Genomic DNA, 24,234 nt, shown 5'->3' with positions numbered 1-24,234 from the left:
GATGTCGGCGGTGGTGATCGACCCGGATCAAACACCGGCTTCGACGACGAAAGAGGCTGCGGCGATGAGCCGGTTGCGGCATGGAAAGTGACGCCTGTATGCGTCGCAGAGGTGAACTTGTTTCCATGGCAAGCTGGCGACATGGAGCCGTGGATACCTTGGGATGCCGACGAAGAAGAGATTGCGGATCTTTTCATACTCAGAGAAGCGATCCCGCCGTCTCTTAGGTCTCCACTTCTCTCGTGGATTAGCAATCGGCTGCCGTCGATGGGCTACTCAGGCGAATGGACCACTCCCGGGATGGTCCACACGCTGGAGGGGGTCCTCCGTATCAGCTTCAACGCATCCCAAGAAGGGATGCCCCGTGCCCGCTTGATCGATGAACTCGTTTCAAGGGGCGAGAAGATGATTCTCCGAGCCGTGGACTTTCTCGCATCTCTGTCGGAGCCGGACAACTTCGGCCATCAACCGAAGGAGATCCAGGAGCTTGATTTCTACCTTGGTTTGAACCGATCCGCAGTCGAGATTTACCTGAGCGAGAAGCGGAACTATCGGCTTCGGTCTCGCCTGCCTGAGGGAGTGGAAGAGCTTGCGCAGGCTGCCATCAATATGCGTGAAGACGCAGGTGTGCACTTGGCGAATGCATGGCATGCGGCGTTCGACCTCGAACCGAACGAGAGCTACGCCATGACGGAGGCCATCCGGGCGGTGGAGGCCGCATGCAAGTCGGTTGTCCTACCGAAGGACAAGAAGGCGACCTTGAACAAGTGCGTGATCGCAATGCGTGATCAGAAGGGGTGGACTCTCGTTCTCAACGACAGTGATGGCTATCCGGACCACCTCCAGGTGCTTATCGGCATGATCGAGACACTTGCCAAAGCGCAGCCCGACCGGCATGCGGGGACGAAGCCGACAGTCCTGCAGGCACAGGCGCACGTTCAGCTTGCATCGACCCTTGTGCACTGGTTCGCCTCTGGCGCCGTCGTGCGAGTAGCGACTTCCCACTAACAGAGCCGCACGAGGCCGCACAGGTGCATTCCCATCGCGTATTTCCATCATCGCCGATGGGCCTCGATCGTAAGGAGGCAACTAGGCCAGTTCGGAGCGCTGAGGAGTCGTAGGGAGTCTTCCTTCAGTACGACGGTATGCGTATGTAGCGGGCCCTCGCAGGACTACTCCACAGGCACACCAGGGGTATTCGTGACCGACGTCTCGGTGGCATCCATTTCAGCCACAATCTCGTTGTGACGCACTATTAGCTGATCGCGGACGCGGCGGAGATTCATCCGCAGCATGACCACTCGCATGGAATCGATGAATGACTGCTCACGTTTGATTTTCATCAACTGCAAGAGGCGATAGATCCGAATTGAGTCCTCGGTTCGTAGAGCATCGTTCTCACGCTCGGCTATGTCGAAGGTGCCAGCTAGTACCGCCTTGACCACTAAATCACGCCGCGCATCCAGGGCCTCCATAGCTTTGCTCGTGTAGGCATCTCCGTACAGGTGGACTTCAGCGAGCGCCTGTCGCCACATCTGTGTTGCAGCGTCGATTCTTGAACCCCTCACCTCATCGCGAAGCTCAAAGGATACTGAGGTCGCACCCGGCGGGGCGGCGGCTATTGCAGTGGCCTTCGCGTTCTGGGCCGCCAAAATCACTTGGGCTTGTGCAAGGCCAAGCTCGTTCACGGCGTTGACCACGATGCGCTGGAACGCTCCCGCCTTCTGGGAAGCAGACGCACTGGATGGTGGCGATCGACGCAACGATCGTCTCCTTGAACGGCGCCGCACGGTTCCAGGCGAAACCGAAAACGAAGGCGAGCCGACGGACGATCGTTGTCACCGGCCACGGCATCCGCGGCCTCCTCGATGCGCTGGAGGAGACGGCCGGGAACCCGGCCGACAGCCCGCTCTTCCCGAGCGCACGGCAGCTCGGTTGGCGAACCCCGAACAACATTCGGCGACAGCTCCGCACGCTACTCACCGAGAACCCACACCTGCCGCAGGGCTTCCAGCCTCACTCGCGCGCAGATCACTCGCGACGGCAGCCGCCAACGAGCACGAGGAGATCGCCGACCAGTGGCTCGGCCACAAGCTGAAGGGTGGTGACTCCGTGCTCCCAAGCACTACTGGGCGAAGGGGAGAGTGATGCGCACCGACAGCGGTAAGGCCAAGAAGGCGATCCGCTCCGTGATCCGCGCGACCATGACCGCCCCAGTTCGCGAGGCCGCCGGCCTGTAGTCAGCGGCACCGCGCCACCTGAAGCCCTCTCCATCTCGGAGTGGGCTTCCTGGCGTTACAGAACTGCTATCGGGTGTGGCGTCGCCCGCTTCCGGAGTGCATCAAACCGCGCCCGAAAACACCCGAAAACACCGACAAATCCCAGCCAAAACTCTAGGTCCGTTTTTTTCACCGCCGCAAGGATCTGCGTCTGGGCAAGCAAAAAGCCCCGAACCTGGCGAGAGGTTCGAGGCTTTTCGTGCACCCCCTCGGACTTGAACCGAGAACCCACTGATTAAGAGTCAGTTGCTCTGCCGATTGAGCTAGAGGTGCGAGATCGGCTCGAAAATTGCTTCCCGAACCGAGTGATGACTCTAGCATCCGATCGACGGTGAACGCCAATCGAGGTAGCCTCACCACCCTCCCGCACGACGGATGCCGCAACGCCGGCGTCGCTAGGCTTGCTGACGTGACCGCCGAATCCGCTGCACCCGTTCCCCTCGACCACTCCGCCGATCTGGCGCTCGCCCTCGAGATCGCAGATGCAGCCGACGCGATCGCGCTCGCCCGCTTCCGGGCCGCCGATCTCGTGGTCGAGACCAAGCCCGATCGCACCCCGGTGACGGATGCCGACCAAGCCGTCGAGCGGGCCATCAGGGAGCGCATCGCAGCAGCCCGGCCGGGCGACGGCATCTTCGGCGAGGAGTACGGCGTCGAGGGCGACTCGAACCGGCAGTGGATCATCGACCCCATCGACGGCACGGCCAACTTCCTCCGCGGCGTTCCCGTGTGGGGCACGCTGATCGCCCTCACGATCGACGGCGTGCCCGTGGTGGGCGTCGCCTCCAGTCCGGCGCTCGGACGCCGCTGGTGGGGCTCTCGGGGCGCCGGGGCGTGGACAGCGGATGCCGCTGCCGACGGGGGTGCCCGCCGCATCGCGGTCTCGGGCGTGCGCGAGCTCGCCGACGCCTCCTTGAGCTTTCAGAGCATCGCGCAGTGGCGCGACGCCGGCTATCTCGACCGCCTCCTCGGTCTCGCCGAGACCGTATGGCGCGACCGCGCCTACGGCGACCTGTGGTCGTACACGCTCCTGGCGGAGGGCCTCGTCGACGTCGTCGCCGAGTTCGACGTGAAGCCGTACGACGTGGCGGCGCTCGTGCCCATCGTCGAGGAGGCCGGTGGCCGCCTCACCAGCGTGACGGGCGACGTCCAGCTCGCCCATGGCAGCTCGCTCGCCACGAACGGACTCCTGCACGACGCCGTCGTCAGCGCGCTGCGCTGATCTCGGCCCCCAGGGCGCGTAGCATCGGCGGATGCATCGTCGCACGCTGAACGCCGCCCAGGTCGCCGAGTTCGAGGGCGTGCTGCTGGCGCGCCGGGCTGACGTCGCCGCCCAGCGATCGCGACTCGACGGCTCGCTCGCCGACGTGCGCGAATCGCGCAGCGACGGCATGGCCGACGACGAACACGACCCAGAAGGGCCGACGATGTCGTCGGAGTGGTCTCGACTCGCAGGCACCCAACTGGCCGTCGACGACGACCTGGTCCAGGTGGATGCCGCCCTCGCGCGTCTCGCGGCCGGCAGCTACGGAACCTGCGTGCGCTGCGGGGAGTCGATCCCCGTCGACAGGCTGCGCGCTCGCCCTGAGGCCTCGCTCTGCATCGCGTGCGCGCAGGCCGTCGGCGGCTGATCCCACGGAACGACCGAGCCGTCTGAAGACGCGGCGGCGGCGCCCCCGGAAACGCCGGAAGCCGGCCCTCCCCATCGGGAAGGACCGGCTTCAGAGATGATGCGGGATCAGCGCTTCGAGATTGCGCGGACGATGGCCACGAAGCCGACCACCGCGACGACGCCGATGGCGATCACGACGGCGGGGTTGCGGCGGTACTGCTCGCTCGTCTCGTCGACGATGCGCGCCGTGGAAGCCGACACGGTGTCGGCGACGTCGGCACCGGCCTGCTTGATGCGCGTGACGACGTCTTCTGCCGCATCCGACACGGAGCCGACGATGTCAGCGGTGGCGCCGCTCGCCTCGGTGCCGACGGTGGCGGCCGAGACCTTGACGTCGTCGACGACGGTTTCGGCGCTCTTCTTGGCGCCGGCGGCAGCCTCGGATGCAGCCTTCTGAGTCTTGGCCGTGGCATCCGTCGCCGTCTTCTTCGCGCTCGAGGCGGCCGACTTGGCGGCGTCAGCGGCGCTGTCTGCCGCCGACGCCAGGTTCTCGCGGGCGTCGTCGAATGCGCCGTCGGAGGTGTTCGTGGTGTTCTCTGCCATCGGTTCTATCCCTTTGCCGCTTTCGCGATCTTCTTCTCGGCGGCCTTGGCCGCGTTCTGGGCGTCCTTCAGGGCGTGCTTGCGCGCCTTCTTGACGCGCGGGTCGTTCCACAGCGCGTCGAGCGATGCCATCACGTCGCGGTATGGGCCCTTGCCTGCCCTCGAACCGTAGACGTAGCCGACGGCGAGGATCGCGGCGACGAGCAGCAGGGTGAGAAATCTGCGCATGATGCCCCCATCTGAATCTGCGCACCGGGAAGTCCGGTGTCTGCTCTTCGAGCCTAGGCTCGGCGGTCGCCCAGGGGGAAGGGATCGCTTTCAGGGGCGGCATCGTGTAGAGCCGCGGATGCCGCAGGATGACACTGGTCCAACAGCGTGTGACAGCGACCAGAGGTGGAGATGCCGGGAATTGAACCCGGGTCCACTGCTGAGATTCCATGCCTTCTACGGGCGTATCCTGCGAAGTCGTTCTACTCGGCCCCCACCTTTGCCGCAGGCATCTAGGTGGACGGGCCCAGCCTGAGTGCAAGTCCCACGTATCGCTCGAGGCGTCGATACGCAGCCAGTCCTCTAGATGACGTCAGGGTCCGGGGCGAGGTCTGGCCCGGTCTGACGGACTTATGTGCTCTACTGCCTAGGCAGCGAGAGCGAAGTCAGTGCGCTTTGAATTGGCACTTGTGTTTTCCAGAGATCGTTTACGAGATAACCCTGGATCCTCGGCCCGCTTCTCACAGTCTCACAGGCAATGTCGAAACCGATCATCCCCATGAGCACTCGCTTCCGGCCTCGAGAGGTCGGTCGCACTGAGTGGGCCGCTATCACACGCTGTTGAATTACCAAGTGCTGCATCCGCCCCGTTCGGAAACCGGATGCAGCCCTCCATTCTACAACGATGCTCCGGTGTTCGCCTACTCCACGGCACAGCATCGGCTTAGGGTGAAAGCGAGTTCACGGAAACGACCGTGGCGCGAGAGGATCCTCCATGACGACCATCACTGTGGCAGGCGAGGCCGAGATCGAACATGCGGCCGAACTCGGAACCGTGCATCTCAGCGTCAGCACCGAGGGTGCCGACCGACGGAGCGTCGTCGAGGAGGCCGCGGGCATCCACAGCGCGATCGTCGCCGGAGTCGTCGCGCTTCACGAAGCCGACAGCGCAGCCCTGACGCGATGGGCGAGCGACGGCGTGACCGTGTCGTCGGCGCGGCCGTGGAACCAGGACGGCCGGCAGCTGCCGTTCGTGCACACGGCCACGGCCCCGGTGACGGTCACCTTCGCCGATGCCGGCACGCTCTCGGAGTGGCTCGGCTCCGTCGCGACGAACGACGGAGTGGTCGTCACCGGCGTGGAGTGGTCGCTCACCGACGCCACGAGAGAGGCGGTCACCGCCGATGTGCGCGCGCAGGCCGTGAAGGCGGCCGTACGGGCGGCGGCGACCTATGCGGCGGCGCTCGCACTCACCGGGCTCAAGCCTGTCGCCGTCGCGGATCCGGGGTTGCTCGACCCCGGAGCTCCCCAGCCGGGCTTCGCCGCCGGACCGATGGGGGCCTCGCTCCGCATGAAGGGGTCGAGTCCGGCCATGGACCTGGCGCCGCAGCCGATCACGATCACCGCGACAGTGCACGTGCGCTTCGAGACCGGGTCGGTGTGAGCGCAGGCGGGTCCCGGCGCCGAAGGCGCCCCGGGACCCGGCCTGCTCAGTGCACTACTGACGCTCGGATTCCAGCTCGTCGTCGTTCTCGGCGACGACGTCACCCGATGCAGCACGCCCGGCGTGTTCGATGCGCTCCGACTCGAGCCGCTCGGCCTCGAGGCGCTCCGCCTCTTCGCCTCCGATCGCCTCGCCGCGCGCCACCATGCCGGAGACATCCGACAGTGGGATCTGCTTCATGAAGATGGCGAACACGAGAGCGATCACGATGAACGGAATCAGGTACCAGAACACCGGGGCCAGCGACTCGGCGTAGGCGTTGACGATGCCGTCGCGCACGGACTCTGGCAGCGCGTTCAGGGCCTGCGGGTCGAGCGTCGCCGTCGCGGTGCCGGCTTGGTCGGGGGTGGCGCCGGCCTGGGTGAAGACATCCGTCAGCTTGCTCGAGAGCGAGTTGGTGAAGATGGCTCCGAAGATGGCGACGCCGAGGGCGGCGCCCACCTCGCGGAAGTAGTTGTTCGTGCTCGTGGCCGTTCCCACCACGTCGGGGGTGACCGCGTTCTGCACGACGAGCACCACGACCTGCATGATGAGGCCGAGGCCGGCTCCGAAGAAGAACAGGAACACGCAGATGAGCCAGATGGGCGTCGCGGCCGTGAGGGTCGTGAATGCCAGCATGGCGAGGCCGGTGATGATGGTTCCGAGGATCGGGTACATCTTGTAGCGGCCCGAGCGGCTGATCGCGATACCCGACCAGATCGACGTGCCCATGAGGCCCGCCATCATCGGGAGCATGAGCAGACCCGACTCTGCCGCCGAGGTGCCCGACGACATCTGCAGGAAGGTCGGTACGAAGGCGATCGCCGAGAACATGCCGAGGCCGAGAGTGAAGCCGATGGCCGTGGCGTTGATGAAGATCGGGTTCTTGAACAGCGACAGCGGGATGATCGGGTCGTCGGCCTTGGCCTCCGTCCAGATGAATGCGACGACGGCGGCCAGCATGCCGACACCCCATGCCCAGGTCTCCAGGGCGTCCCAGCCGTGCTGGGCCGATCCGCCGAAGTCGCTGAAGAAGATGAGGCAGGTGGTGGCGATGGAGAGGAACACGACGCCCATGACGTCGATGCGGCGCTCGGCCTTCTTCGACGGCAGAGTGAGTGCGAACCAGGCGATGGCGAACGCGGCGATGCCCACGGGGATGTTGATGTAGAACGCCCACTCCCACGTGAGGTGGTCGACGAAGTAGCCGCCGAGGAGCGGGCCGGCGACGGCCGAGAGGCCGAAGATTGCGCCGAGGGGTCCCATGTACTTGCCGCGCTGGTTGGCCGGCACGATGTCGGCGATGATCGCCTGCGACAGGATCATGAGACCGCCACCGCCGAGGCCCTGCACGGCACGGAGGGCCACGAAGGTCCAGAAGTCCGTCGCGAAGAAGGCGAGGCCGACCGAGGCGAGGGTGAACAGCGCGATCGCGATCAGGTAGAGGTTGCGTCGCCCGAGGACATCGCCGAACTTGCCGTAGATCGGCATGACGATGGTGGTCGCGAGCAGGTAGGCCGTCGTGATCCAGGCCTGGTGCTCGACGCCGCCGAGCTGGCCGACGATCGTGGGCATGGCTGTCGAGACGATGGTCTGGTCGAGGCTGGAGAGCAGCATTCCGGCGATGAGCGCCGAGAAGATGATCCAGATGCGCTTCTGCGTGAGCAGAACGGGGGCTGCGCCGACGGCTGTCGAGGCTGGGGAGGACATACGGTTCCTGTTCGTGGTTCTGGGTGGGTCGAAGGGTGGAGAAGGCGGAAGGACAAGCGGCGCGGCGAGCCGGGGGCTCAGCGCTGTGACGTGGCCGCGCCGCCCAGCAGGGCGCGAGCCGCTGCAACGCGGGGAGCGACGATCTCGTCGAGGGTGAGGGTGTTCTCGGGGGTGAAGTAGATCTCGGCCGATGAGTGCATCAGCGTGGTGACGAGAAGCACGGCGACGGATGCCACGGGATCGCCGGGCTCGAGCCCCTCGCGGCGCGCGACCAGGTCGCTCAGCCGGTCGTTGCGCAGCATCCCCGCCTTCATCATGCGCTGCAGCAGCTGCGGCTCGGTCTCGATGGCGGCGAGGAGGTCGCGGAGCTCCTGGCGCGACTGCGCGAGCTGGGTGACATGAGCCATCTCGAGGGCCACGAGGTCGTCGAACAGCGTGACCGAGACGCCGTCGCCGGGCGGGCGAATGGCGAGGAACATCTCGACCGCGTCGTCATCGAACCACTCGCGTGGGTGACCGACGATGGCCTGTTCCTTCGCCTCGAAGTAGTTGAAGAAGGTGCGGCGCGAGACGCCCACCCGCTCGCAGACCTGCTCGATGGTGAATCCCTGCAGGCCGTGTTCTGCGGTCAGGGTGCGCGTCGCGTGCGAGAGCGCGCGGCGCGTCTCCGCCATCCGGCGCTCGCGAAGTCCCGTCGTTGCACTATCAGACACGTAGTGCATTCTTGCACTACGGAGTCACGAGTGCAATTCAGCGTTCGACGAGCATTCTCTCGAGGTCTGCCAGCTCGTCGAGGGTCAGGCCCGAGGCGAGCAGGTACTGCCGCACGGATCCGTGGTCGCGCTCGACGAGGTCGATGGTCGAGGCGAGGGCCGCGGCGGGGCTGCCGCCCATCAGGGTGCGCAACTCGGGCGTATCGGCCATGCCGTACCTGCCGATCATCGCGATCATGCCCTCGAGCCATTCACCGGCGAGATTCGCCTCGGTCGCCGCGTAGTCCTCGATGACGAGGTCGCGATCGACGCCGACGGCGAGCAGCGCGAGAGCCACGATGACGCCGGTGCGGTCCTTGCCCGCCGTGCAGTGCACGAGCACGGCGCCGTCACGGTGGCGGGCGATCGTGCGGATCGCCTCGATCACGACGGAGGCGTGCTGGGTCACGATGCGCTCGTACAGCGCCTCGAGCGTGATGGTGTTCTCGGTGTGGGAGGCGCCGGAGCCCTCGAAGACCGGAAGCGAGATGGTGTCGACGTCGAGGCCGTCGATCGCATCCGGCATCGACGAGGTCTCGAACCCGTCGCGCAGGTCGATGATGGTGTGCACCGCCAGGGCGCGCAGCGCGTCCCGACCGGCGTCGTCGAGTCGACCGAGACCGTCGGAGCGCAGCAGCACGCCGCTGCGCACCACGCCGTCGCGCGCCGGGTAGCCGCCGACGTCGCGCAGGTTGTAGGTACCGGGAACCCTGATGACCCCGTTGGCCGGCATGCTCTACTCCCCCAGGTGCTTGCGACTCGAGATGGCCCGATCGGACTCGCGCTTGTCCTGGCGCTCGCGGAGCGCCTGGCGCTTGTCGTAGTCCTTCTTGCCCTTGGCCACGGCGATCTCCACCTTGGCCCGCCCGTCGGAGAAGTAGATCTTCAACGGAACGAGCGTGTAGCCGCCCTCTTTGGTCTTGTGGCTGATCTTGATGATCTCCGCCTTGTGCAACAGCATCTTGCGCTTGCGGCGAGGCGGGTGGTTCGTCCACGTGCCCTGGCTGTACTCGGGGATGTGCACGGCGTCGAGCCACATCTCCCCGCCCTCGATGAAGGCGTAGCCGTCGACGAGCGACGCGCGGCCGGCACGCAACGACTTCACCTCGGTGCCCGTGAGCACGAGGCCGGCCTCATACGTCTCACCGATGAGGTAGTCGTGACGCGCCTTCCGGTTCGTCGCGACGACGTTCTCTCCGCGTTCCTTCGGCATGATTCCTCCTCCTCGGTGGTTGGTCTGCGTGAGCCCGTGGCTCGGGCAGCCGTTCAGTCTAACGGATGCCGCGGGCCCCACTCGCGCACGGTCGGTGCCCGGCCCCTCGACGCGAGCGGCGCCGCCCGGGCGACCTCACGCCAGGTGGGTGCGGGCATCAGCCGCGTCGATCAGGTGGGGGTCGTGCGAGGCGACGAGCACGGCGACGTCGGCGTCGCGCTGGGCCACGAGCAGGTCGATGATGCCGTCGGCGCTGGCCCGGTCGAGGGCCGCCGTCGGTTCGTCGACGATGAGCAGCTGCGGCGAGAGCAGCAGGGCTCGTGCGAGGGCTGCGCGCTGCCGCTCGCCGCCCGAGAGCTCGGCCGGGCGCGCTGACGCCCTGTCGGCGATGCCGACCTCGTCGAGCAGCGCCAGCGCACGCTCCCCCAGCTCGCGCACGCGCCGGGCCGGCACGGCGGGAACCAGCACGTTCTCGAGCACGCTCATCCCGTCGAGCAGCGATCCCGCCTGGTCGAGGAATCCGACGCGGTCCCGACGCAGCCTCGTCACGGCATCGTCATCGACGCCGGCGAGGTCGAGGCCGTCCCAGAGCACGCGCCCCTCGCTCGGAGCCACGAGGCCGGCGGCCACTCGCAGAATGCTGGTCTTGCCCGATCCGCTTCGCCCGGCGACGCAGTGCAGGCGTCCGGGGCGCACGGTGATGTCGCACCCCGAGACGAGGATCAGGGGTGCGTCGTGCGGCCGGGGGTAGGCGACGGTGACGTCGTCGAACTCGAGGACTGTGCTCATGGAGCCGTGGCGGCCTTCCGGGTAGTAACGAGCAGGAGCGCCACGACGGCGAGCCCTGCAACCAGGGCGGCCGAGACCGCCGTGTCGATGCCGGCGAGCCCGGCGGTGTCGAGGGCGAACCAGAGCAGGTAGCAGCCGAGCAGCGCAGCCGGGAGCCCGACGACGAGCACCTCGGAACGCTCGGCGCGACGGATGTCGCTCCCGACCCAGCCGAGCTCGCGCAGCACGGCTCGTGAACGACGGCGACGGTGCAGCGCCTGCGCCCTGGCGAGGATCGTGAGCAGCACCCCGGCGATGACTCCCACCACCCCGAGGGCGAGCTGCGGCGCGAGCGCCTGAGCCGTGCCGTACTGCGCGATCAGACTCGTTCCGGCTTCCGCCTGGCCGAGGCCGAGGCTCAGCACGAAGCAGGCCGTCGTCGCCATGACGATGAGTACGGCAGCGGCGTTGCCGATGGCGTTGCCGGCGTCGCCGCGCACGAGCCGCAGACCGAAGGCGACGAGCGATTCGGCGCCGAGCCGCATCCGTCTGCGAGGGTGCGAGCTGTCGCGGACGACCTCTTCCTCGGGCATGGACTCGTCGGGCAGCCCGTAGCCGGCGTGATCCTGGACGTCCGGTGCGTTCGTCCAGCGCACCTCGGGACGGTCTTCCGGGCGCTCGCGCACCAGCTCGTCTGCCGTGGCCAGCCGCATCCGTTCCCCCGATGAACCCACGACTGCGCGTACGACGGCGATGACGATGACGGCGAACACCACGGATGCCGTCGTCGAGAGCACGAGCGCGTCGTCGGCGGCCAACAATGCGGCCAGGCCACCGGCGAGAAGCACCGCGGCGAGGGCCGGCCACTGCTCGGCGAGCAGCCAGCGCACGATGCGTCCGCGCGGCCAGCCGACGCTGCGCAGAGTGGCGGCCTCGGATCGGCGGGTGGCCGGCGATGAGAGCGAGGCCACGGCGAAGAGGGCGAGCGTGGCGGCGATCACCGTGGCCAGGAGGGCGAGGGTGGCGGCCGAGACGCTCGTCCCGAGGCGGGCGGCGGCGCCCAGGGCCGACCACTGCTGTTCCACCGTTCCGAGCGGACCGACGTTCTGCACTCCATCGGCATCCGTCGTGCCGAAGGCGTAGCCGTCGACGGCCAGCGCCATCGTCTGCGGGCTGGAGCCGGCGACGATGGTGGCGGCGAGCCCTAGCCCCTCGATCTCCTCGGCTACGGCGCCGACCTTCGCGATGCCGCCACGGTCATAACGGTCCACCCCGCTCACGCGCACTCGCACGGCGTCGACATCGCGGTCGTTCAGCGATTCGGACAGGGCGCCGATGTCGGCGATCGCCGACGTGCGCGCACCGACGAGGCCGAGACCGCCGGCGACCGGGAGCAGGTCGACCGGCTCGATGGCCTCTCCCGACGCGTCGGCGACCAGCGTCGTCTTCGCAGGGTCGTAGGCGCCGAGGGGCACAGAGGAGAGCGGGTCGTCGGGCAACGGAATGGCGTCGGCGTCGAAGCCCGCGATCGGCAGCATGAACGTGCCTCCGCCGTCGCTTGGCTGCTGCAACTGCTCAGCCTTCACCGTCGCGTACGCGGACTGCGCCCCTGCTACCGTCCCCTCACCCATCTGGATCCAGTAGCTCGGATCTCCGCCCCAGTAGATCTCCATCGAGGTGCCGAGGTACCCCGTCGGTTCCAGCGTCGGAACGCCGTTCCTCGGCACCGGCGGCGTCATCGTCGACCGCGCCGCCTGGCCGAGATACGCGCCCGCGTAGCCCTGCTCGCCCGTCTCCGGCACGGCATCCGACTCCCCCAGCCACGGCAGCACGAGCGCGTGGGTCGAGAACGGGTCGAGGAGCGACTGCACGTCGGCTGTGATGCTGCCGAGCGGCACGCCATCGACTCCGGCATTGTCGATCGTGGGCACGGCCCAGTACGCCGAGGCGACGTCGGGAAGCTCCCCCGGGCCCATCCCCTCGACGTCGACCCGCAGGGACAGCGGCACGTCCTTCACAGGCGCGACCAGGACCGGAACGTAGCGTGCCGGCGGGAAGATCTCCTCGGGCGGGCGCGGTTCCTGCCCCAGCTCCTTCTTCTTCGACACGTACTCCTGGTACTGGCCGCTGGTCTTCCACCCGGCGATGCTCGCCTGCTGCTGCTGGAGGGCCTTGTCGATGACGTCGGAGAACTCGTCTTCCGGCCGCTTCGCACTCCACGCGGCCAGCTCGTCGATCTCATGCTGCGACCCGGCGCCGACACTGACGAGCGGATCGAGGAAGTCGCCCCCGTCGCCGAGGAGTTCCTGCTCGGCCACGGGGTCGATGAGGGTGATCCGGGTCGGCGGGAGGGCGACACCCGGAAGCTGGAACACGACTTTGCCGTCGATGACCGTGCTGGTGACGCTCGAGCCGGCTCCCATCTCCATCATCGCGTCGGTCGGCGCTTCGTCCTGGATCATGGCCGTGTAGCGCATCTCCGTCGGCGGGTACTCATAGCTGCAGTCGACACTGATGCCGTCGATCTCGGTCGTGCAGCCCTGGTCGTCGTACGCGCTGCGATCAACGGGCACGTCGCGCGGTGCGTTCGTGGTGTCGAGAGTGAGCCTGTAGACCTTCGAGAGGGCGAGTCGTTCACCCAGACCGTCGTCGGTCATGTACTGCACGCGCAGCCTGTAGTCCTGCGGGTCGAGGGTCGTCTTGGATTCGTCGACGGGCGCGGCGAAGTCGAGCCTGGTCGAGTCGATCGACGGCACCACGAGCTGTGAGATGGGCGCTGCCACGTCGACACCGTCGATCGCACGGATGCGCTCCAGTTCGGCCACCGGCATCCGCTCGCCGTCCCCGATCAGGGTGTTCGGCGACAGAAGGTCGTCATTCGCGGCTTTCTTCGACGTCACCAGGATGTCGTAGGCGCCGCGCCAGTGGTCGTCGAGCGTCGCCTGCAAGGCGGTCGCCGCAGCACTCTGCAGACCGGCCGTGGCCAGCAGGGTCACGGCCAGCAGGGCGACGGATGCCGCCAGCAGCCGGTCGCGCGCGAACCTGGTGAACGGACCCGGAACGCGCGCGGGTGCATCCGGTCGCCCCCGACCCTGTGACCCGCGACCCCCGGACAGGCGCTAGACCTTGAGATACCGCGTGATCGCGAAGTTGGCCGAGAACGCCGCCAGGACGATGCCGACCAGCAGCAGGATCGGCGCGACCACCAGGGCGCTGCCCTCCGTCACGAACGATGTCAGTTGGAGGCGGTCCTTCAGCCAGCCCTGGATGAAGAAGTGCACGATCGCCCAGATGGCACCGCCCGCCAACAGCGAGCCGATGAGCGCGGCGAAGATGCCCTCGAGCACGAACGGCGTCTGGATGAACCTGTTCGACGCTCCGACGAGGCGCATGATTCCGAGCTCTCGTCGTCGCGAGTACGCCGACAGGCGGATCGTCGTGGCGATGAGCAGTGCGGCGGCCACGAGCATGATCGCCGCGATCGCGATGGCCGTGAAGCTGGCCGCGTTCAGCACCGCGAAGATCTGGTCGAGGTAGCTGCGCTGGTCGGTGACGGCCTCGACGCCCGGCAGGGCCGAGAGGCTCTCGACCAGCACATCGGCCTGGGACACGTCCTTGAGGTTCACCCAGTACGTCTGGTTGAGCTGGTCGGGGGTGACGTAGGCCGAGACCGGGTTGTCCTTGAACTGCTTCTGGAAGTTCTCGTAGGCCTGATCGTGGTCCTCGAAGTAGAACTTCTTGATGAAGGGCGACAGCGTCGGGCCCTCGAGCTCGGCCTGGATGGCAGCGAGCTGCTCCTCGTTCGCCTCGCCACCGACGCAGTTCTCGTTGGAGGAGCCCGAGATGTCGGTGCACATGTAGACCGCCACCTGCGCGCGGTCGTACCAGTAGTCCTTCATCTGGCCGATCTGCATCTGCATGAGTACGGCCGTGCCCACGAACGTGAGCGAGATGAACGTGACGAGCACGACGGAGACCACCATCGAGGCGTTCCGGCGCAGGCCGTTCGCGGCCTCAGTGAGTACGAGACCGAGTCTCATCGGGTCGGCCCAACTTCCTGCTCACCGGTGTCGTTCGCCTTCGCGCCCGGCGCCCTGAGGCCGAGCTTCTCGGCCAGGGTCAATGCGGGCACGTCGTTCTCGGTCGCGACGGGTAGCACCGGCCGCGACATCGTCGTGGGCGGCGGCTCGACCGGCACGATCGGGATGGAACTCGTTGCGGCGGCGGTGATCGCGGCTGCGGCATCCGTCACGTCGTCGGTCACCTCGGGCTCGATGTAGAGCGGCTGGGCGTTCTCCATGACCGAGGTCGGAACCTTGGGGGCGGCCGCGGCGGGAGCCTGCTCGACGGCAGGGGCGTCCACATCGACGGATGCCGCACCGGCCGGTGCACCGGCCAGCACAGCCTCGGCGGTGTGGGCGCCGGGAGCGAATTCGCGTGGCGCCACGATGGGGATGGCCGTCGTGGCACCGTAGCCGCCGCGACGCTCGTCTCGGACGATCATGCCGGCCGAGAGCTCGATCACTCGGCGCTTCATCTGATCGACGATGCCGGCCTCGTGCGTGGCCATGACGATGGTCGTGCCCGAGGCGTTGATGCGCTCGAGCAGGGTCATGATGCCGGCGCTGGTGACGGGGTCGAGGTTTCCCGTCGGCTCGTCGGCGAGGAGCACCTGGGGCTTGTTGACGATGGCGCGCGCGATGGCGACGCGCTGCTGCTCACCGCCGGAGAGCTCGTGCGGCAGGCGCTGGGCCTTCTCCTCGAGTCCGACCATCTTGAGCGTGTCCGGCACGGCCTCTTGAATGAAGCCACGCGACTTGCCGATGACCTGGAGCGTGAACGCCACGTTCGCCGCCACGGTCTTGTTCGGCAGCAGGCGAAAGTCCTGGAAGACGACGCCGAGGTTGCGACGGAAGTAGGGAACCTTGCGGTTCGAGATGGAGCCGAGGTCCTGGCCGAGCACGTGGATGGAGCCCGTGCTGGGCTTCTCCTCCTTGAGCATCAAGCGCAGACAGCTGGACTTACCCGAGCCGGAGGCGCCCACGAGGAACACGAATTCGCCCCGCAGGATCTCGAGGTCGATGCTGTTCAGCGCCGGCCTGCTGGTGCCCGGGTACTTCTTGGAGACGTTGTCGAAGCGAATCATTTCACTCGATGCTAAGCAGAGGACGCCGCAATATCGCTAGCGACTCGCTCAGTCCTGGCTCTAGTCCTCGGTCTTCTGCTTGCGCCACCGGATGCCGGCGCCGATGAAGCCGTCGATCTCGCCGTCGAACACCTTCGAGGGATTCCCCTCCTCGTAGTCCGTGCGCAGGTCCTTGACCATCTGGTAGGGCGCGAGCACGTAGGAGCGCATCTGGTCGCCCCAGCTGGCGGTGATGACACCGGCGAGCTCCTTCTTCTGGGCGGCCTCGGCCTCCTTCTGCAGGAGGAGCAGGCGGGACTGCAGCACGCGCATGGCGGCGGCGCGGTTCTGGATCTGGCTCTTCTCGTTCTGCATCGAGACCACGGTGCCGGTCGGAAGGTGCGTGATGCGCACTGCGGAGTCGGTGGTGTTGACCGACTGGCCGCCGGGGCCGCTCGAGCGGAAGACGTCGACGCGGATGTCGTTCTCGGGGATCTCGACCTCACCGGCCTCCTCCATGAGCGGGATGACCTCGACGGCGGCGAAGCTGGTCTGGCGCTTGCCTGCAGCGCCGAACGGGCTCATGCGCACCAGTCGGTGGGTGCCGGCCTCGACACTCAGGGTGCCGAACGCGTAGGGGGCGGAGACCTCGAAGGTCGCCGACTTGATGCCGGCCTCCTCGGCATAGGACGTGTCCATCACGGTCACCGGATACTTGTGCTTCTCGGCCCAGCGCAGGTACATGCGGAACAGCATCTCGGCGAAGTCGGCGGCATCCACTCCCCCGGCTCCTGATCGAATGGTGATGACGGCTGGGTAGGAATCCCACTCGCCGTCGAGGAGCGTCTGCACCTCGAGCTCGCCGATGACCTTCTGCAGGCTCACCAGCTCGACGCGGGCCTCCTCGGCGCTCTCCTCGTCGCCTGCCTCGTTGGCGAGTTCGATGAGCACTTCGAGGTCATCGAGACGGGCTGCCACGCTGGTCATCTTCGCGAGCTCGGTCTGCCGGTGGCTAAGCGCGCTCGTGACGCGCTGGGCGTTCACGGTGTCGTCCCACAGGTCGGGAACGCCCGCCTCCTCGCTGAGGCGGTCGATCTCGGTGCGGAGAGCTGCGACATCGACGACGGAGCTGATGTCACCGAAGGTGACGCGCAACGCGGCGATCTGTTCAGAGAGATCAAGGTCAATCATGTTGCCTCCAGCCTACCGGCGCGGGTCCCCGCCTCGAACTGCCCACTTCCGCTGGTCCTACGCGTCCCCGACTGGCGGAAATGGGCAGTTCGGCGACCGGGAGCCCGAGCGGTCGCACGGCTCCCGACCAGCGGGCGGCCGCGGCGCACGCGGGCAGCATAGGGTGGAACGGTCATGACGGATACCGAGCGCCCCTTCAGCCTGCGCTCGGTCGCCCTCGCCGCCTACCTGCCGACGTTCCTGTTCTCGGTCGGTGAGGGCGCCATCATCCCGCTCATCCCGACGGTGGCGAACAACCTCGGCGCCACCCTCGCCGTGGCCGGCCTCATCGCCTCCATGGTGATGCTCGGCGAGCTCGTCGGCGACATCCCGAGCGGCTGGATCGTGAGCCGCATCGGCGAGCGCACGGCCATGATCGGCGGTGCCGTCCTGGCCATCGCGGCGACGATCCTCTGCCTCGTGGCGACGAACGCCTGGGTGCTCGGCATCGGGATCTTCCTGATCGGCATCGCGACAGCCGTCTTCGCCCTCGCCCGGCATGCCTTCATGACGAGTTACGTGCCCCAGCGCTACCGGGCCCGTGCACTGTCGACGCTCGGTGGCATCTTCCGCGCCGGCTGGTTCATCGGCCCGCTGCTGTCTGCGGTGCTGCTGCATTTCGTCGACGACACCCAGATCGTGTTCTGGGTCTTCATCACGGCATGTCTCGGCGCCGTCGTGGTGCTACTCGTCCTTCCAGACCCCGAAGCCATGTTCGGCCGCGCCGAGCGCATCACCGCCCCGGACGGCGCCGTTCGCACTCCGGGCGAGGAGCTCGCCGCGGAGGAGTCGCACGGACTCGGTCGTACCCTCTGGGACAACCGCGCCGTACTGCTGCGTCTCGGCACCGGAGCGGGCCTCATCGGGGCGTTGCGCGCGAGTCGCACGGTGATCCTGCCCCTGTGGGCCCTCTCCATCGGGATCTCCGAGCGCGACACGGCCATCATCATCGGCCTCGCCGGCGCCATCGACTTCGCCCTGTTCTACGCCAGCGGCCAGATCATGGATCGCTTCGGCCGTCTCTGGAGCGCCCTGCCCTCGATGATCGGACTCGGGCTCGGGCTCCTCGCGCTGGCCTTCACCCACGACCTGCCGACCAACGTGCAGTGGTTCATCGGCGTCGCGATGTTCCTCTCCCTCGCGAACGGCATCGGCAGCGGCATCCTCATGACCCTGGGAGCGGACCTCGCTCCCCCCGCCAATCCTGCACCGTTCCTCGGAGCCTGGCGCTTCACCGGCGATCTCGGTGGTGCGGCCGCACCTCTGGCGGTCGCAGGCATCACAGCCGTCGTCTCACTCTCGGCAGCGGCCGGCGTCATGGGCGTGTTCGGGCTGATCGGCGCTGGAATTCTCGCGCGCTACATTCCGCGATACGTGCCGAAGCGGCCACGCGCCGCGCGAGCGACTCCGTCGACCGACGCCTAGACGAGGACCGAGGACCGACGACCGACGACCGACGACCGACGACCGACGACGATCGCCTACCCGAACACCGATCGCGCCGTCGATTCCACGTCGAGACGGATGCCGTCCGGCAGCACCAGCACGAGCACGGGCGGTCGCCACCACGCCGACAGCACGACCTCGGCGCTGCGGCCATCCGAAGACGCGGCCGATTCCAACCGGAGGTGCTCGAGCGAGCCGTGCGGTGCAGCTGCCAGGTAGTCCGCGGCCGCTGCGTCGACGTCCGCCGAGTCGAGGGCGGCCCGGAGGCCGTCGTCCGTCGCCGTGACGGCGGTCAGGTCGAAGGCCTCCGCTCCGGCGAGCGCAGCCCCGTCGGCCAGGGTGAGCAGGCGCTTGCGCTCGATGTACAGGCTGGTCGCCCCCATCACCCCGAGGATCACCACCACGGCGAGGAACATGAAGAAGATCGCCAGCGGCAGCGTCGACCCCGTCTCATCGACGGATGCCGCGCGCAGGCGTTCTCGGAGGCGTCTCAATCCGCGCCTCCCTCCGCCGCTCCGGTATCGCTCCAGAAGCGCGACACCTGCTGGGTCGCCTGCGCCTCGAGCGGGATGCTCACGACGTCGCGGAGTGCGAGCACATCGGGCACGAGGGGCAGGGCGATCCGCACCCGCACCGTCACCGTGACGAAGTTGCCCCGCGAGAGGCATCCGTTCGCCGAATCGTCGCAGTCGATGTTCGCCGACGACTCGGCTGACGAGAGTCCGTAGTCGTCGAAGCCCACGGCGAGCGCACGGTCGAGCCTGGCCAAGCCGTCCTCTGGCGTCGTCGCCTGCACGTAGACGCGGACCATCTGGCGCGCGGCCCCCTCAGCCGCGAGCGAACCCGCCTGGATGGACGACACCGCCAGCACGAGGTAGACGAGCGGCACCAGCAGGATCAGGCCGACGGTGATGAACTCGAGCGACGCGGAGCCGGTCTCCTCCGCCAGTGCAGCACCGGCTTCACGGCGCCGACTCGACCGCCGCACGGCCGACCACCTCCATGGCGCGATCCGGGCCGAGGAGCCCCGCGAGCGGCAGTGGCGTGGTCACGTGGACCTCGGCGCTGGAGAACCCTGCCGCGCGACCGTAGCTGCCCGAGATGTCGCGGGCGTAGGCGGCACCCAGGGCTGTCGAGATGAGCATCCGCGTGCGCTCCTCGCCGTCGGCGAGGGTGTTGTCGGCGAGCGCGGCATAGCGAGCCCCCTCGGCGGCAGCGTCGATCACCGTGTTGCGCACGTGCAGTGCGAGAGCCAGTTGCACCACGGCGAGCGCGAGGGTCGTGAGCAGCACGGAGACGAGCGTGAACTCCACGACGGCCGAACCTCGCTCGTCTCGGACGAAAGGCCGCAGCCAGCGCCCGGGAGCGCGCCGCAGCCTCTGATGCGCCTCCGGCCGGCTCGTCACTGAACTGCTCAGAAGTCGGAGACGCGGTCGATCGCGTCCTGGAATACACCCGTGAGTGCCGGCCCGGCCAGCGCCCAGATCAGGACGACGAGTCCAGCCGTCATGAGGGTGATGAGCACCCAGCCGGGCACGTCGCCACGTTCGTCATCCCAGTCGCGCGCCAGGCGTCCCCTCAGCGCTGTCCCAGCGCCCACCATCAGAGTCGTCATCGCCACACCCTTCTTCCGCATCCGTCATCGCTTCGTTCGTCACTCGGTCGTCCGTCGATCAGCGGTCGTCGCCATCGACCATGGTTTGCCGTCTCGTGCCCCATCGGCCTAGAACCCCGCCTGCAGCACGAACAGGCCCGGGAAGATCGCGATCACGACCGTGAGCGGCAGGATGAGGAACACGAGCGGAATGAGCATCGCGATCTCGTTCCGTCCGGCACGCTCGAGCAGCCGGTTCTTCGCCTCGCCGCGGGCGTCCTGAGCCTGGGCACGCAGTACACCGGCGAGTGGCGTTCCCCGTTCGACCGCCGAGGTGATCTGATCGATCGCCCTGCTGAGGGGCGGCATCCGCAGCCCCGTCGAGAGCTCATCGAGCGCACCCATGAGTGGAACTCCAGCGCCGACACGGGAGAGCACGCCGGCGAACTCGGCCGCCAGCTCACCCGAGCTGGTGCGGGCGACCCGGCGCAGGGCGTCATGGATGCCCTCGCCGGCGGAGAGACTCAGCGTGAGGAACTCGAGGACCGTCGGCAGTTCGTCGGTCATGCGGGAGACGCGAGCGGATGCGGCCCGGCGCAGCACCTGATCGCGCAACGCCGCTCCACTGAAGGCCGCGAGCACCGGGATCGCCGGGGTGAGCACCGGCGGCAGGCGCGAGGCCGACAGAAGGACCACCACGATCCCGACGGCGCCGCCCAGCATCGCAGAGATCACCTGCTCGGCTCTCAATCGCTCGACGGATGACGCGGATCCGGCCTGCCGCAAACGCAGGGCCGCCGTCTCCGGCCCGCCGAAGAGTCGGGAGAGCAAGCTCGAAAAAGCGCCGATCACGGGGGCCGCGAGGGACCCGATCACGGGCAGTGGATCGACCGTGCGTCGTCGCACGTGCTCGCGGGCGGCCGGTGAGACGTCGAGGATGTAGGGCGCGACCCTGTCGGCCAGGCGCGGGCGCCTGAAGCTCGGCAGCGTCGCCGCGAGTGACCACAGGCCGAGGCCGAGAGTGCAGCCGAGCACCAGCGACAACGCCTGCGGAGCGCTCATCGGCTGCTCCGCCTGCCCACCACCGCATCGACGCCGGTCATTGGGGCATCATGGCCTGATCCCGGGCTGGGACGCCCGAATTATCCACAGTCATCGAAACCAGCGCTGCTCCTCCGGCAGCTTTCCGACCCGGATCATGAGCAGATATGCCAGGGCCGAGACGAGGAGTCCGACCAGGATGAGCAGGGCACCGGCCGGGGAGTTGTACGCGGCGGCGCCCTCAGGACGGGTCGAGAGCATGAGCAGCACGATCCACGGAGCCACGACTCCGAGCCTCGCGGCGTTGACGATCCAGGACTGCCGGGCACGCAGTTCGGCCCGCACCACGGCGTCATCGCGCAGGTAGGCGGCGAGCGAGCGCAGCACCTCGCCCAGGTCGCTGCCTCCCACCTCGCGTGCCATGCGCAGGGTCTCGAGAAGGCGATCGGCGACGGGGTCGGCGAGGTCGTCCTTCAGCCGATCGATGGAGTGTGAGAAGTTCCCTGTCGCGCGGTACTCGCGCTCGAACGCGGCGAAGCTCGCACGCGTGCCCGTCGGCCCCGATTTCGACAGCGATGCGACTGCGTCTGGCAGCGCGATGCCGGCGCGCACAGCCGACAGGAGGTGGTCGACGACGTCGGGCCAGAGCGCCCGGTTCGCGACTCGGCGGGCTCTGGCACGCAGGGTCACGACGAGGGCCGGAGCGGCGAAGCCGACGACGCCGGCGGCGACTGAGAGCGCGGACACTCCCACGATCGCCTGCATCAGCCCTGCGGCGGCCAGGCCGACGAGCGCTGAGATGAGCAGCAACGCGGCCGGTGGCACGCCGCCCAGCCCGGCGAGCGCGAGCCGGGCGCGCATCCGTTCCCCTGCGGAGTCCGAGCGGCGGGGGCTGGCACCCGATCGCGGCCACAGCCAGGGCGACAGCACGAGCAGCACGCCGGCGCCCGCCACGCAGGCCACGGCGACGGCCTGGGCGGAGATCACGCGGCGCTCCGAGCCAGGACGATCGACGGGTCGAGGCCGGCCGCACGGAACTTCGCGAGCTTGAGCGGATGGCCTCCCGTGGCCTGCAGCAGTCCGTCGCGCACCTGGAACACCGGACTCGCCTCGACGACGGACCCCGAGACGGAACCGCTGAGCGCGAGGATCTCGGTCACGCGGCGAGAGCCGGCCCGGTCGATCTCGCACTGCACGACGACGTCGACGCAGGCCGCGACGGTGGGCACGACGAAGGCGGAGTCGATGTTGCGCCCGGCGAGCAGCGGCAGCGTGCAGAGTTTCGCCAGGGCGTCGCGCGCACTGTTGGCGTGGATGCTGCACATGCCCGGCAAGCCGCTGTTCAACGCGATGAGGAGGTCGAGGCTCTCGGCCTCGCGCACCTCGCCGACGACGAGCCTGTCGGGGCGCATGCGCAGCGCCTCCTTGATGAGACGGCGCAGGCTGATCTCCCCGGTGCCCTCGATGCTCGGCTGGCGGCACTGCATGGCCACGATGTCGTGGGCGTCGATGTCGAGCTCGAAGGTCTCCTCCACCGTCACGATGCGCTCATCGCGCCGTGCGCTCGAGAGCAGGGCGCCGAGCAGGGTGGTCTTACCAGCCTGCGTCGGGCCCGACACGAGGATGTTCTGGTCGGCGAGCACGCACATGCGCAGGAACTCGGCAGCCTGCAGCGACAGCGAACCCAGTTGCACCAGGCGGCCCAGGTCGCGCAGGCGCCTCGTGAACTTGCGGATGTTCACGGCCCAGTGCTTCTGCGTGATGTCGGGGATCACGACGTGCAGCCTCGAGCCGTCGGGCAGGGAGGCGTCGACGAACGGGCTCGACAGGTCGACGCGACGACCGCTGGACTGCAGCATCCGTTCGACCAGATCGCGCACGGCGCTCTCGGTGAGCACCGTGGGCGTCAGCTCGGGCACGCCGTTGCGGGCCACGAAGACGCGGGATGGCGAGTTGAGCCAGATCTCCTCGATGGTCGGGTCATCGAGGTAGGGCTGCAGCGGACCGAATCCGGTGAGTGACGCGATCACCTCGCGGGTGGCCTGCTCCTCATCGGCGATGAGTGGGCCGGCCCCGGCGACGGAGCGCTCGACGTAGTCGCGCAGGGCATCCCGGGCGTAGCGCTCGGCGAGGGCGGCATCCGAGGCCAGATCGACGCCGTCGTTCCTCACCCGGGCACGCACCCGCTCGGTGATGGTGCGAACGGCCTCGGTCATCCGCTCATCGTGCCGCGCCATCACGCCACGGTGCAGGAACTGTCCACAGGGCGCAGCCGTTTACACTGGGACGGCACCAGCGGGAGTGGTGGAATTGGCAGACACGCAGGATTTAGGTTCCTGTGCTTCGGCGTGTGGGTTCGAGTCCCACCTTCCGCACCGTGATCCGTCGTCCAACGTCCCCGAAAGCACGGGATGGAACAGCCACCGACCTGCGCCGTCCGGGCAACCGAGATCTATTCCGGCACCTCGGATGTCAGCGGGATGTCCTCGGCCATGATGATGAGGCCTCCGCCCTTATTGGCAGAATTCGCAAGCTTCTCCGCCCAGTCCATGTTCATCGGTGGCTGGAGGCGTCCGTCGTACTCCATGTAGATCGGTACACCGTTGTCGATCCATATGGCCCGCCGCGCGTCGACGGACGTTGACGACTCGTTCCAGGTCATGAAGAAGCTCTCGCTGCGGCGGAGCTTGATGCCGATGATCATCTGAAGATGCGCGAGCAGTCGATCGTCCATGTCGAACGTCTGAGTGCCGTAGTGCAGAATCCCCATCAGGACCTCCTTTGTGAACGATAACCTGGGCAATCGGGGCAGGTGGGTGGAACGTGGTCGGACCTGCGAACCTCAGAAGACGTCGAATGATTCATGCCACGGAATCGCCGACATCCGGATGTCGTGCGCCGCATCGGTCGCGGCGACGTCATCTTCGACCTGCGTGGTCTCGATCGACAGCGTCGTCCCGGGCGAGACGAGCACACTCACTGAACGATCGGGAGTCCGCAGTATCTCGACGAAGCCGCCGCCGGCGCGCACCTGAACCAGTATGTCCTCCATCAGGTCCGCAGCTTTCTGGCTCGGAGGAATGAAGTACTCGGCACCCTCGATCTTGACCCTCGTTCGGAGCATCGCTCCCCCATCCTGAGTGGCCAGTCTGTCTGCGTGCCTGAGTGTCGA

The 24,234-nt window shown here is 67.7% G+C and carries 27 protein-coding genes, 2 tRNA genes and 1 other RNA gene; 7 read left to right on the top strand and 23 right to left on the bottom strand.

The features are described 5' to 3' along the window. Window positions 1-141: 141 nt before the first annotated feature. Entirely contained in the window at window positions 142-1,008 is an 867-nt protein-coding gene (locus AADV74_RS02830; protein ID WP_342111606.1) for a hypothetical protein, read from the top strand. 164 nt (window positions 1,009-1,172) lie between these two features. On the opposite strand, the gene AADV74_RS02825 is transcribed toward AADV74_RS02830, so the two are convergent. Beyond that, window positions 1,173-1,700 (bottom strand): hypothetical protein, encoded by a 528-nt coding sequence (locus tag AADV74_RS02825; protein ID WP_342111604.1) that lies wholly within the window; start codon window positions 1,698-1,700, stop codon window positions 1,173-1,175. 44 nt (window positions 1,701-1,744) lie between these two features. Between AADV74_RS02825 and AADV74_RS02820 the strand changes: the two genes are divergently transcribed. After that, window positions 1,745-2,098 (top strand): hypothetical protein, encoded by a 354-nt coding sequence (locus AADV74_RS02820; protein WP_342111601.1) that lies wholly within the window; start codon window positions 1,745-1,747, stop codon window positions 2,096-2,098. A 381-nt stretch (window positions 2,099-2,479) separates the two neighbouring features. Here the strand turns inward: AADV74_RS02820 and AADV74_RS02815 are convergent. After that, window positions 2,480-2,552, bottom strand: a tRNA-Lys gene (locus AADV74_RS02815). Between the two features lie 136 nt (window positions 2,553-2,688). On the opposite strand from AADV74_RS02815, the gene hisN reads away from it, so the two are divergent. Both hisN and AADV74_RS02805 read left to right on the top strand, forming a co-directional pair. Continuing rightward, window positions 2,689-3,501, top strand: coding sequence for a histidinol-phosphatase (hisN, locus tag AADV74_RS02810; RefSeq protein ID WP_342111599.1), 813 nt, complete (start codon window positions 2,689-2,691; stop codon window positions 3,499-3,501). 31 nt (window positions 3,502-3,532) lie between these two features. After that, window positions 3,533-3,910, top strand: a complete 378-nt coding sequence (locus AADV74_RS02805) for a TraR/DksA family transcriptional regulator (protein ID WP_342111597.1) — start codon at window positions 3,533-3,535, stop codon at window positions 3,908-3,910. A gap of 107 nt (window positions 3,911-4,017) precedes the next feature. Here AADV74_RS02805 and AADV74_RS02800 read toward each other — a convergent pair whose 3' ends face one another. The 3 genes from AADV74_RS02800 to ssrA form a co-directional block, all read right to left on the bottom strand. Next, window positions 4,018-4,494 (bottom strand): hypothetical protein, encoded by a 477-nt coding sequence (locus tag AADV74_RS02800; RefSeq protein ID WP_342111595.1) that lies wholly within the window; start codon window positions 4,492-4,494, stop codon window positions 4,018-4,020. 5 nt (window positions 4,495-4,499) lie between these two features. Next, window positions 4,500-4,721, bottom strand: coding sequence for a hypothetical protein (locus AADV74_RS02795; RefSeq protein ID WP_055901008.1), 222 nt, complete (start codon window positions 4,719-4,721; stop codon window positions 4,500-4,502). A 163-nt stretch (window positions 4,722-4,884) separates the two neighbouring features. After that, window positions 4,885-5,259, bottom strand: a transfer-messenger RNA (tmRNA) gene (ssrA, locus tag AADV74_RS02790). Window positions 5,260-5,475: 216 nt separating this feature from the next. On the opposite strand from ssrA, the gene AADV74_RS02785 reads away from it, so the two are divergent. Continuing rightward, on the top strand, window positions 5,476-6,144 hold the full coding sequence (locus tag AADV74_RS02785; RefSeq protein ID WP_342111591.1) for an SIMPL domain-containing protein: 669 nt from the start codon (window positions 5,476-5,478) through the stop codon (window positions 6,142-6,144). 54 nt (window positions 6,145-6,198) lie between these two features. Here AADV74_RS02785 and AADV74_RS02780 read toward each other — a convergent pair whose 3' ends face one another. From AADV74_RS02780 to prfB, 9 genes are all read right to left on the bottom strand, one after another. Beyond that, a complete protein-coding gene (locus tag AADV74_RS02780; protein WP_342111588.1) occupies window positions 6,199-7,893 on the bottom strand; it encodes an MDR family MFS transporter in 1,695 nt (564 codons plus the stop codon). A 77-nt stretch (window positions 7,894-7,970) separates the two neighbouring features. Then, on the bottom strand, window positions 7,971-8,606 hold the full coding sequence (locus tag AADV74_RS02775) for a TetR/AcrR family transcriptional regulator (RefSeq protein ID WP_342111586.1): 636 nt from the start codon (window positions 8,604-8,606) through the stop codon (window positions 7,971-7,973). A 37-nt stretch (window positions 8,607-8,643) separates the two neighbouring features. Then, window positions 8,644-9,378, bottom strand: coding sequence for a tyrosine-protein phosphatase (locus AADV74_RS02770; RefSeq protein ID WP_342111584.1), 735 nt, complete (start codon window positions 9,376-9,378; stop codon window positions 8,644-8,646). Window positions 9,379-9,381: 3 nt separating this feature from the next. Next, window positions 9,382-9,858, bottom strand: a complete 477-nt coding sequence (gene smpB / locus AADV74_RS02765; protein ID WP_055819495.1) for an SsrA-binding protein SmpB — start codon at window positions 9,856-9,858, stop codon at window positions 9,382-9,384. 135 nt (window positions 9,859-9,993) lie between these two features. Further along, window positions 9,994-10,647: an ABC transporter ATP-binding protein gene (locus tag AADV74_RS02760; RefSeq protein ID WP_342111580.1), complete on the bottom strand. Its 654-nt coding sequence runs from the start codon at window positions 10,645-10,647 to the stop codon at window positions 9,994-9,996. Beyond that, window positions 10,644-13,622, bottom strand: a complete 2,979-nt coding sequence (locus AADV74_RS02755; RefSeq protein ID WP_342111578.1) for a hypothetical protein — start codon at window positions 13,620-13,622, stop codon at window positions 10,644-10,646. The genes AADV74_RS02760 and AADV74_RS02755 overlap by 4 nt, the downstream gene beginning before the upstream one ends. A gap of 123 nt (window positions 13,623-13,745) precedes the next feature. Further along, window positions 13,746-14,666, bottom strand: coding sequence for a permease-like cell division protein FtsX (ftsX, locus tag AADV74_RS02750; protein WP_342111576.1), 921 nt, complete (start codon window positions 14,664-14,666; stop codon window positions 13,746-13,748). Further along, entirely contained in the window at window positions 14,663-15,772 is a 1,110-nt protein-coding gene (gene ftsE, locus AADV74_RS02745; RefSeq protein ID WP_342111574.1) for a cell division ATP-binding protein FtsE, read from the bottom strand. The genes ftsX and ftsE overlap by 4 nt, the downstream gene beginning before the upstream one ends. A gap of 60 nt (window positions 15,773-15,832) precedes the next feature. Next, window positions 15,833-16,942, bottom strand: coding sequence for a peptide chain release factor 2 (gene prfB / locus AADV74_RS02740; RefSeq protein WP_342111572.1), 1,110 nt, complete (start codon window positions 16,940-16,942; stop codon window positions 15,833-15,835). Between the two features lie 174 nt (window positions 16,943-17,116). Between prfB and AADV74_RS02735 the strand changes: the two genes are divergently transcribed. Continuing rightward, window positions 17,117-18,406 carry an MFS transporter gene (locus tag AADV74_RS02735; protein ID WP_342111571.1) on the top strand — a complete coding sequence of 430 codons (1,290 nt, stop codon included), beginning with the start codon at window positions 17,117-17,119 and terminating at the stop codon, window positions 18,404-18,406. 56 nt (window positions 18,407-18,462) lie between these two features. Here the strand turns inward: AADV74_RS02735 and AADV74_RS02730 are convergent, their stop codons facing one another. The 7 genes from AADV74_RS02730 to AADV74_RS02700 all read right to left on the bottom strand — a co-directional run bounded on the left by AADV74_RS02730 (window position 18,463) and on the right by AADV74_RS02700 (window position 23,278). Continuing rightward, a complete protein-coding gene (locus tag AADV74_RS02730; RefSeq protein WP_342111569.1) occupies window positions 18,463-18,921 on the bottom strand; it encodes a pilus assembly protein TadG-related protein in 459 nt (152 codons plus the stop codon). Continuing rightward, complete coding sequence (locus AADV74_RS02725; protein WP_342111567.1) at window positions 18,918-19,415, bottom strand: hypothetical protein; 498 nt, start codon at window positions 19,413-19,415, stop codon at window positions 18,918-18,920. The genes AADV74_RS02730 and AADV74_RS02725 overlap by 4 nt, the downstream gene beginning before the upstream one ends. Beyond that, the gene (locus AADV74_RS02720) at window positions 19,390-19,740 is read right to left on the bottom strand and encodes a TadE/TadG family type IV pilus assembly protein (RefSeq protein ID WP_342111565.1); all 351 of its coding nucleotides are present in this window, start codon (window positions 19,738-19,740) and stop codon (window positions 19,390-19,392) included. Before AADV74_RS02720 ends, AADV74_RS02725 begins: the two co-directional genes overlap by 26 nt. Before the next feature lie 101 nt (window positions 19,741-19,841). Next, the gene (locus AADV74_RS02715; RefSeq protein WP_342113086.1) at window positions 19,842-20,030 is read right to left on the bottom strand and encodes a hypothetical protein; all 189 of its coding nucleotides are present in this window, start codon (window positions 20,028-20,030) and stop codon (window positions 19,842-19,844) included. Between the two features lie 120 nt (window positions 20,031-20,150). Then, window positions 20,151-21,083, bottom strand: coding sequence for a type II secretion system F family protein (locus AADV74_RS02710; RefSeq protein ID WP_342111563.1), 933 nt, complete (start codon window positions 21,081-21,083; stop codon window positions 20,151-20,153). Window positions 21,084-21,173: 90 nt separating this feature from the next. Then, window positions 21,174-22,049, bottom strand: a complete 876-nt coding sequence (locus tag AADV74_RS02705; protein ID WP_342111561.1) for a type II secretion system F family protein — start codon at window positions 22,047-22,049, stop codon at window positions 21,174-21,176. Next, window positions 22,046-23,278 carry a TadA family conjugal transfer-associated ATPase gene (locus AADV74_RS02700; RefSeq protein ID WP_342111559.1) on the bottom strand — a complete coding sequence of 411 codons (1,233 nt, stop codon included), beginning with the start codon at window positions 23,276-23,278 and terminating at the stop codon, window positions 22,046-22,048. Before AADV74_RS02700 ends, AADV74_RS02705 begins: the two co-directional genes overlap by 4 nt. A gap of 79 nt (window positions 23,279-23,357) precedes the next feature. Between AADV74_RS02700 and AADV74_RS02695 the strand changes: the two genes are divergently transcribed. Continuing rightward, a tRNA-Leu gene (locus AADV74_RS02695) sits at window positions 23,358-23,437 on the top strand. Between the two features lie 77 nt (window positions 23,438-23,514). Here AADV74_RS02695 and AADV74_RS02690 read toward each other — a convergent pair. Then, entirely contained in the window at window positions 23,515-23,832 is a 318-nt protein-coding gene (locus tag AADV74_RS02690) for a DUF7882 family protein (RefSeq protein WP_342111557.1), read from the bottom strand. Window positions 23,833-23,904: 72 nt separating this feature from the next. Then, on the bottom strand, window positions 23,905-24,093 hold the full coding sequence (locus AADV74_RS02685) for a hypothetical protein (RefSeq protein ID WP_342111555.1): 189 nt from the start codon (window positions 24,091-24,093) through the stop codon (window positions 23,905-23,907). Between the last annotated feature and the right edge of the window lie 141 nt (window positions 24,094-24,234).

The sequence above is a fragment of the Leifsonia stereocauli genome, from assembly GCF_038432415.1.
In the GTDB taxonomy this organism is placed as follows: Bacteria; Actinomycetota; Actinomycetes; order Actinomycetales; family Microbacteriaceae; genus Orlajensenia; species Orlajensenia stereocauli.
This window is presented reverse-complemented; position numbering and strand designations above follow the sequence as displayed.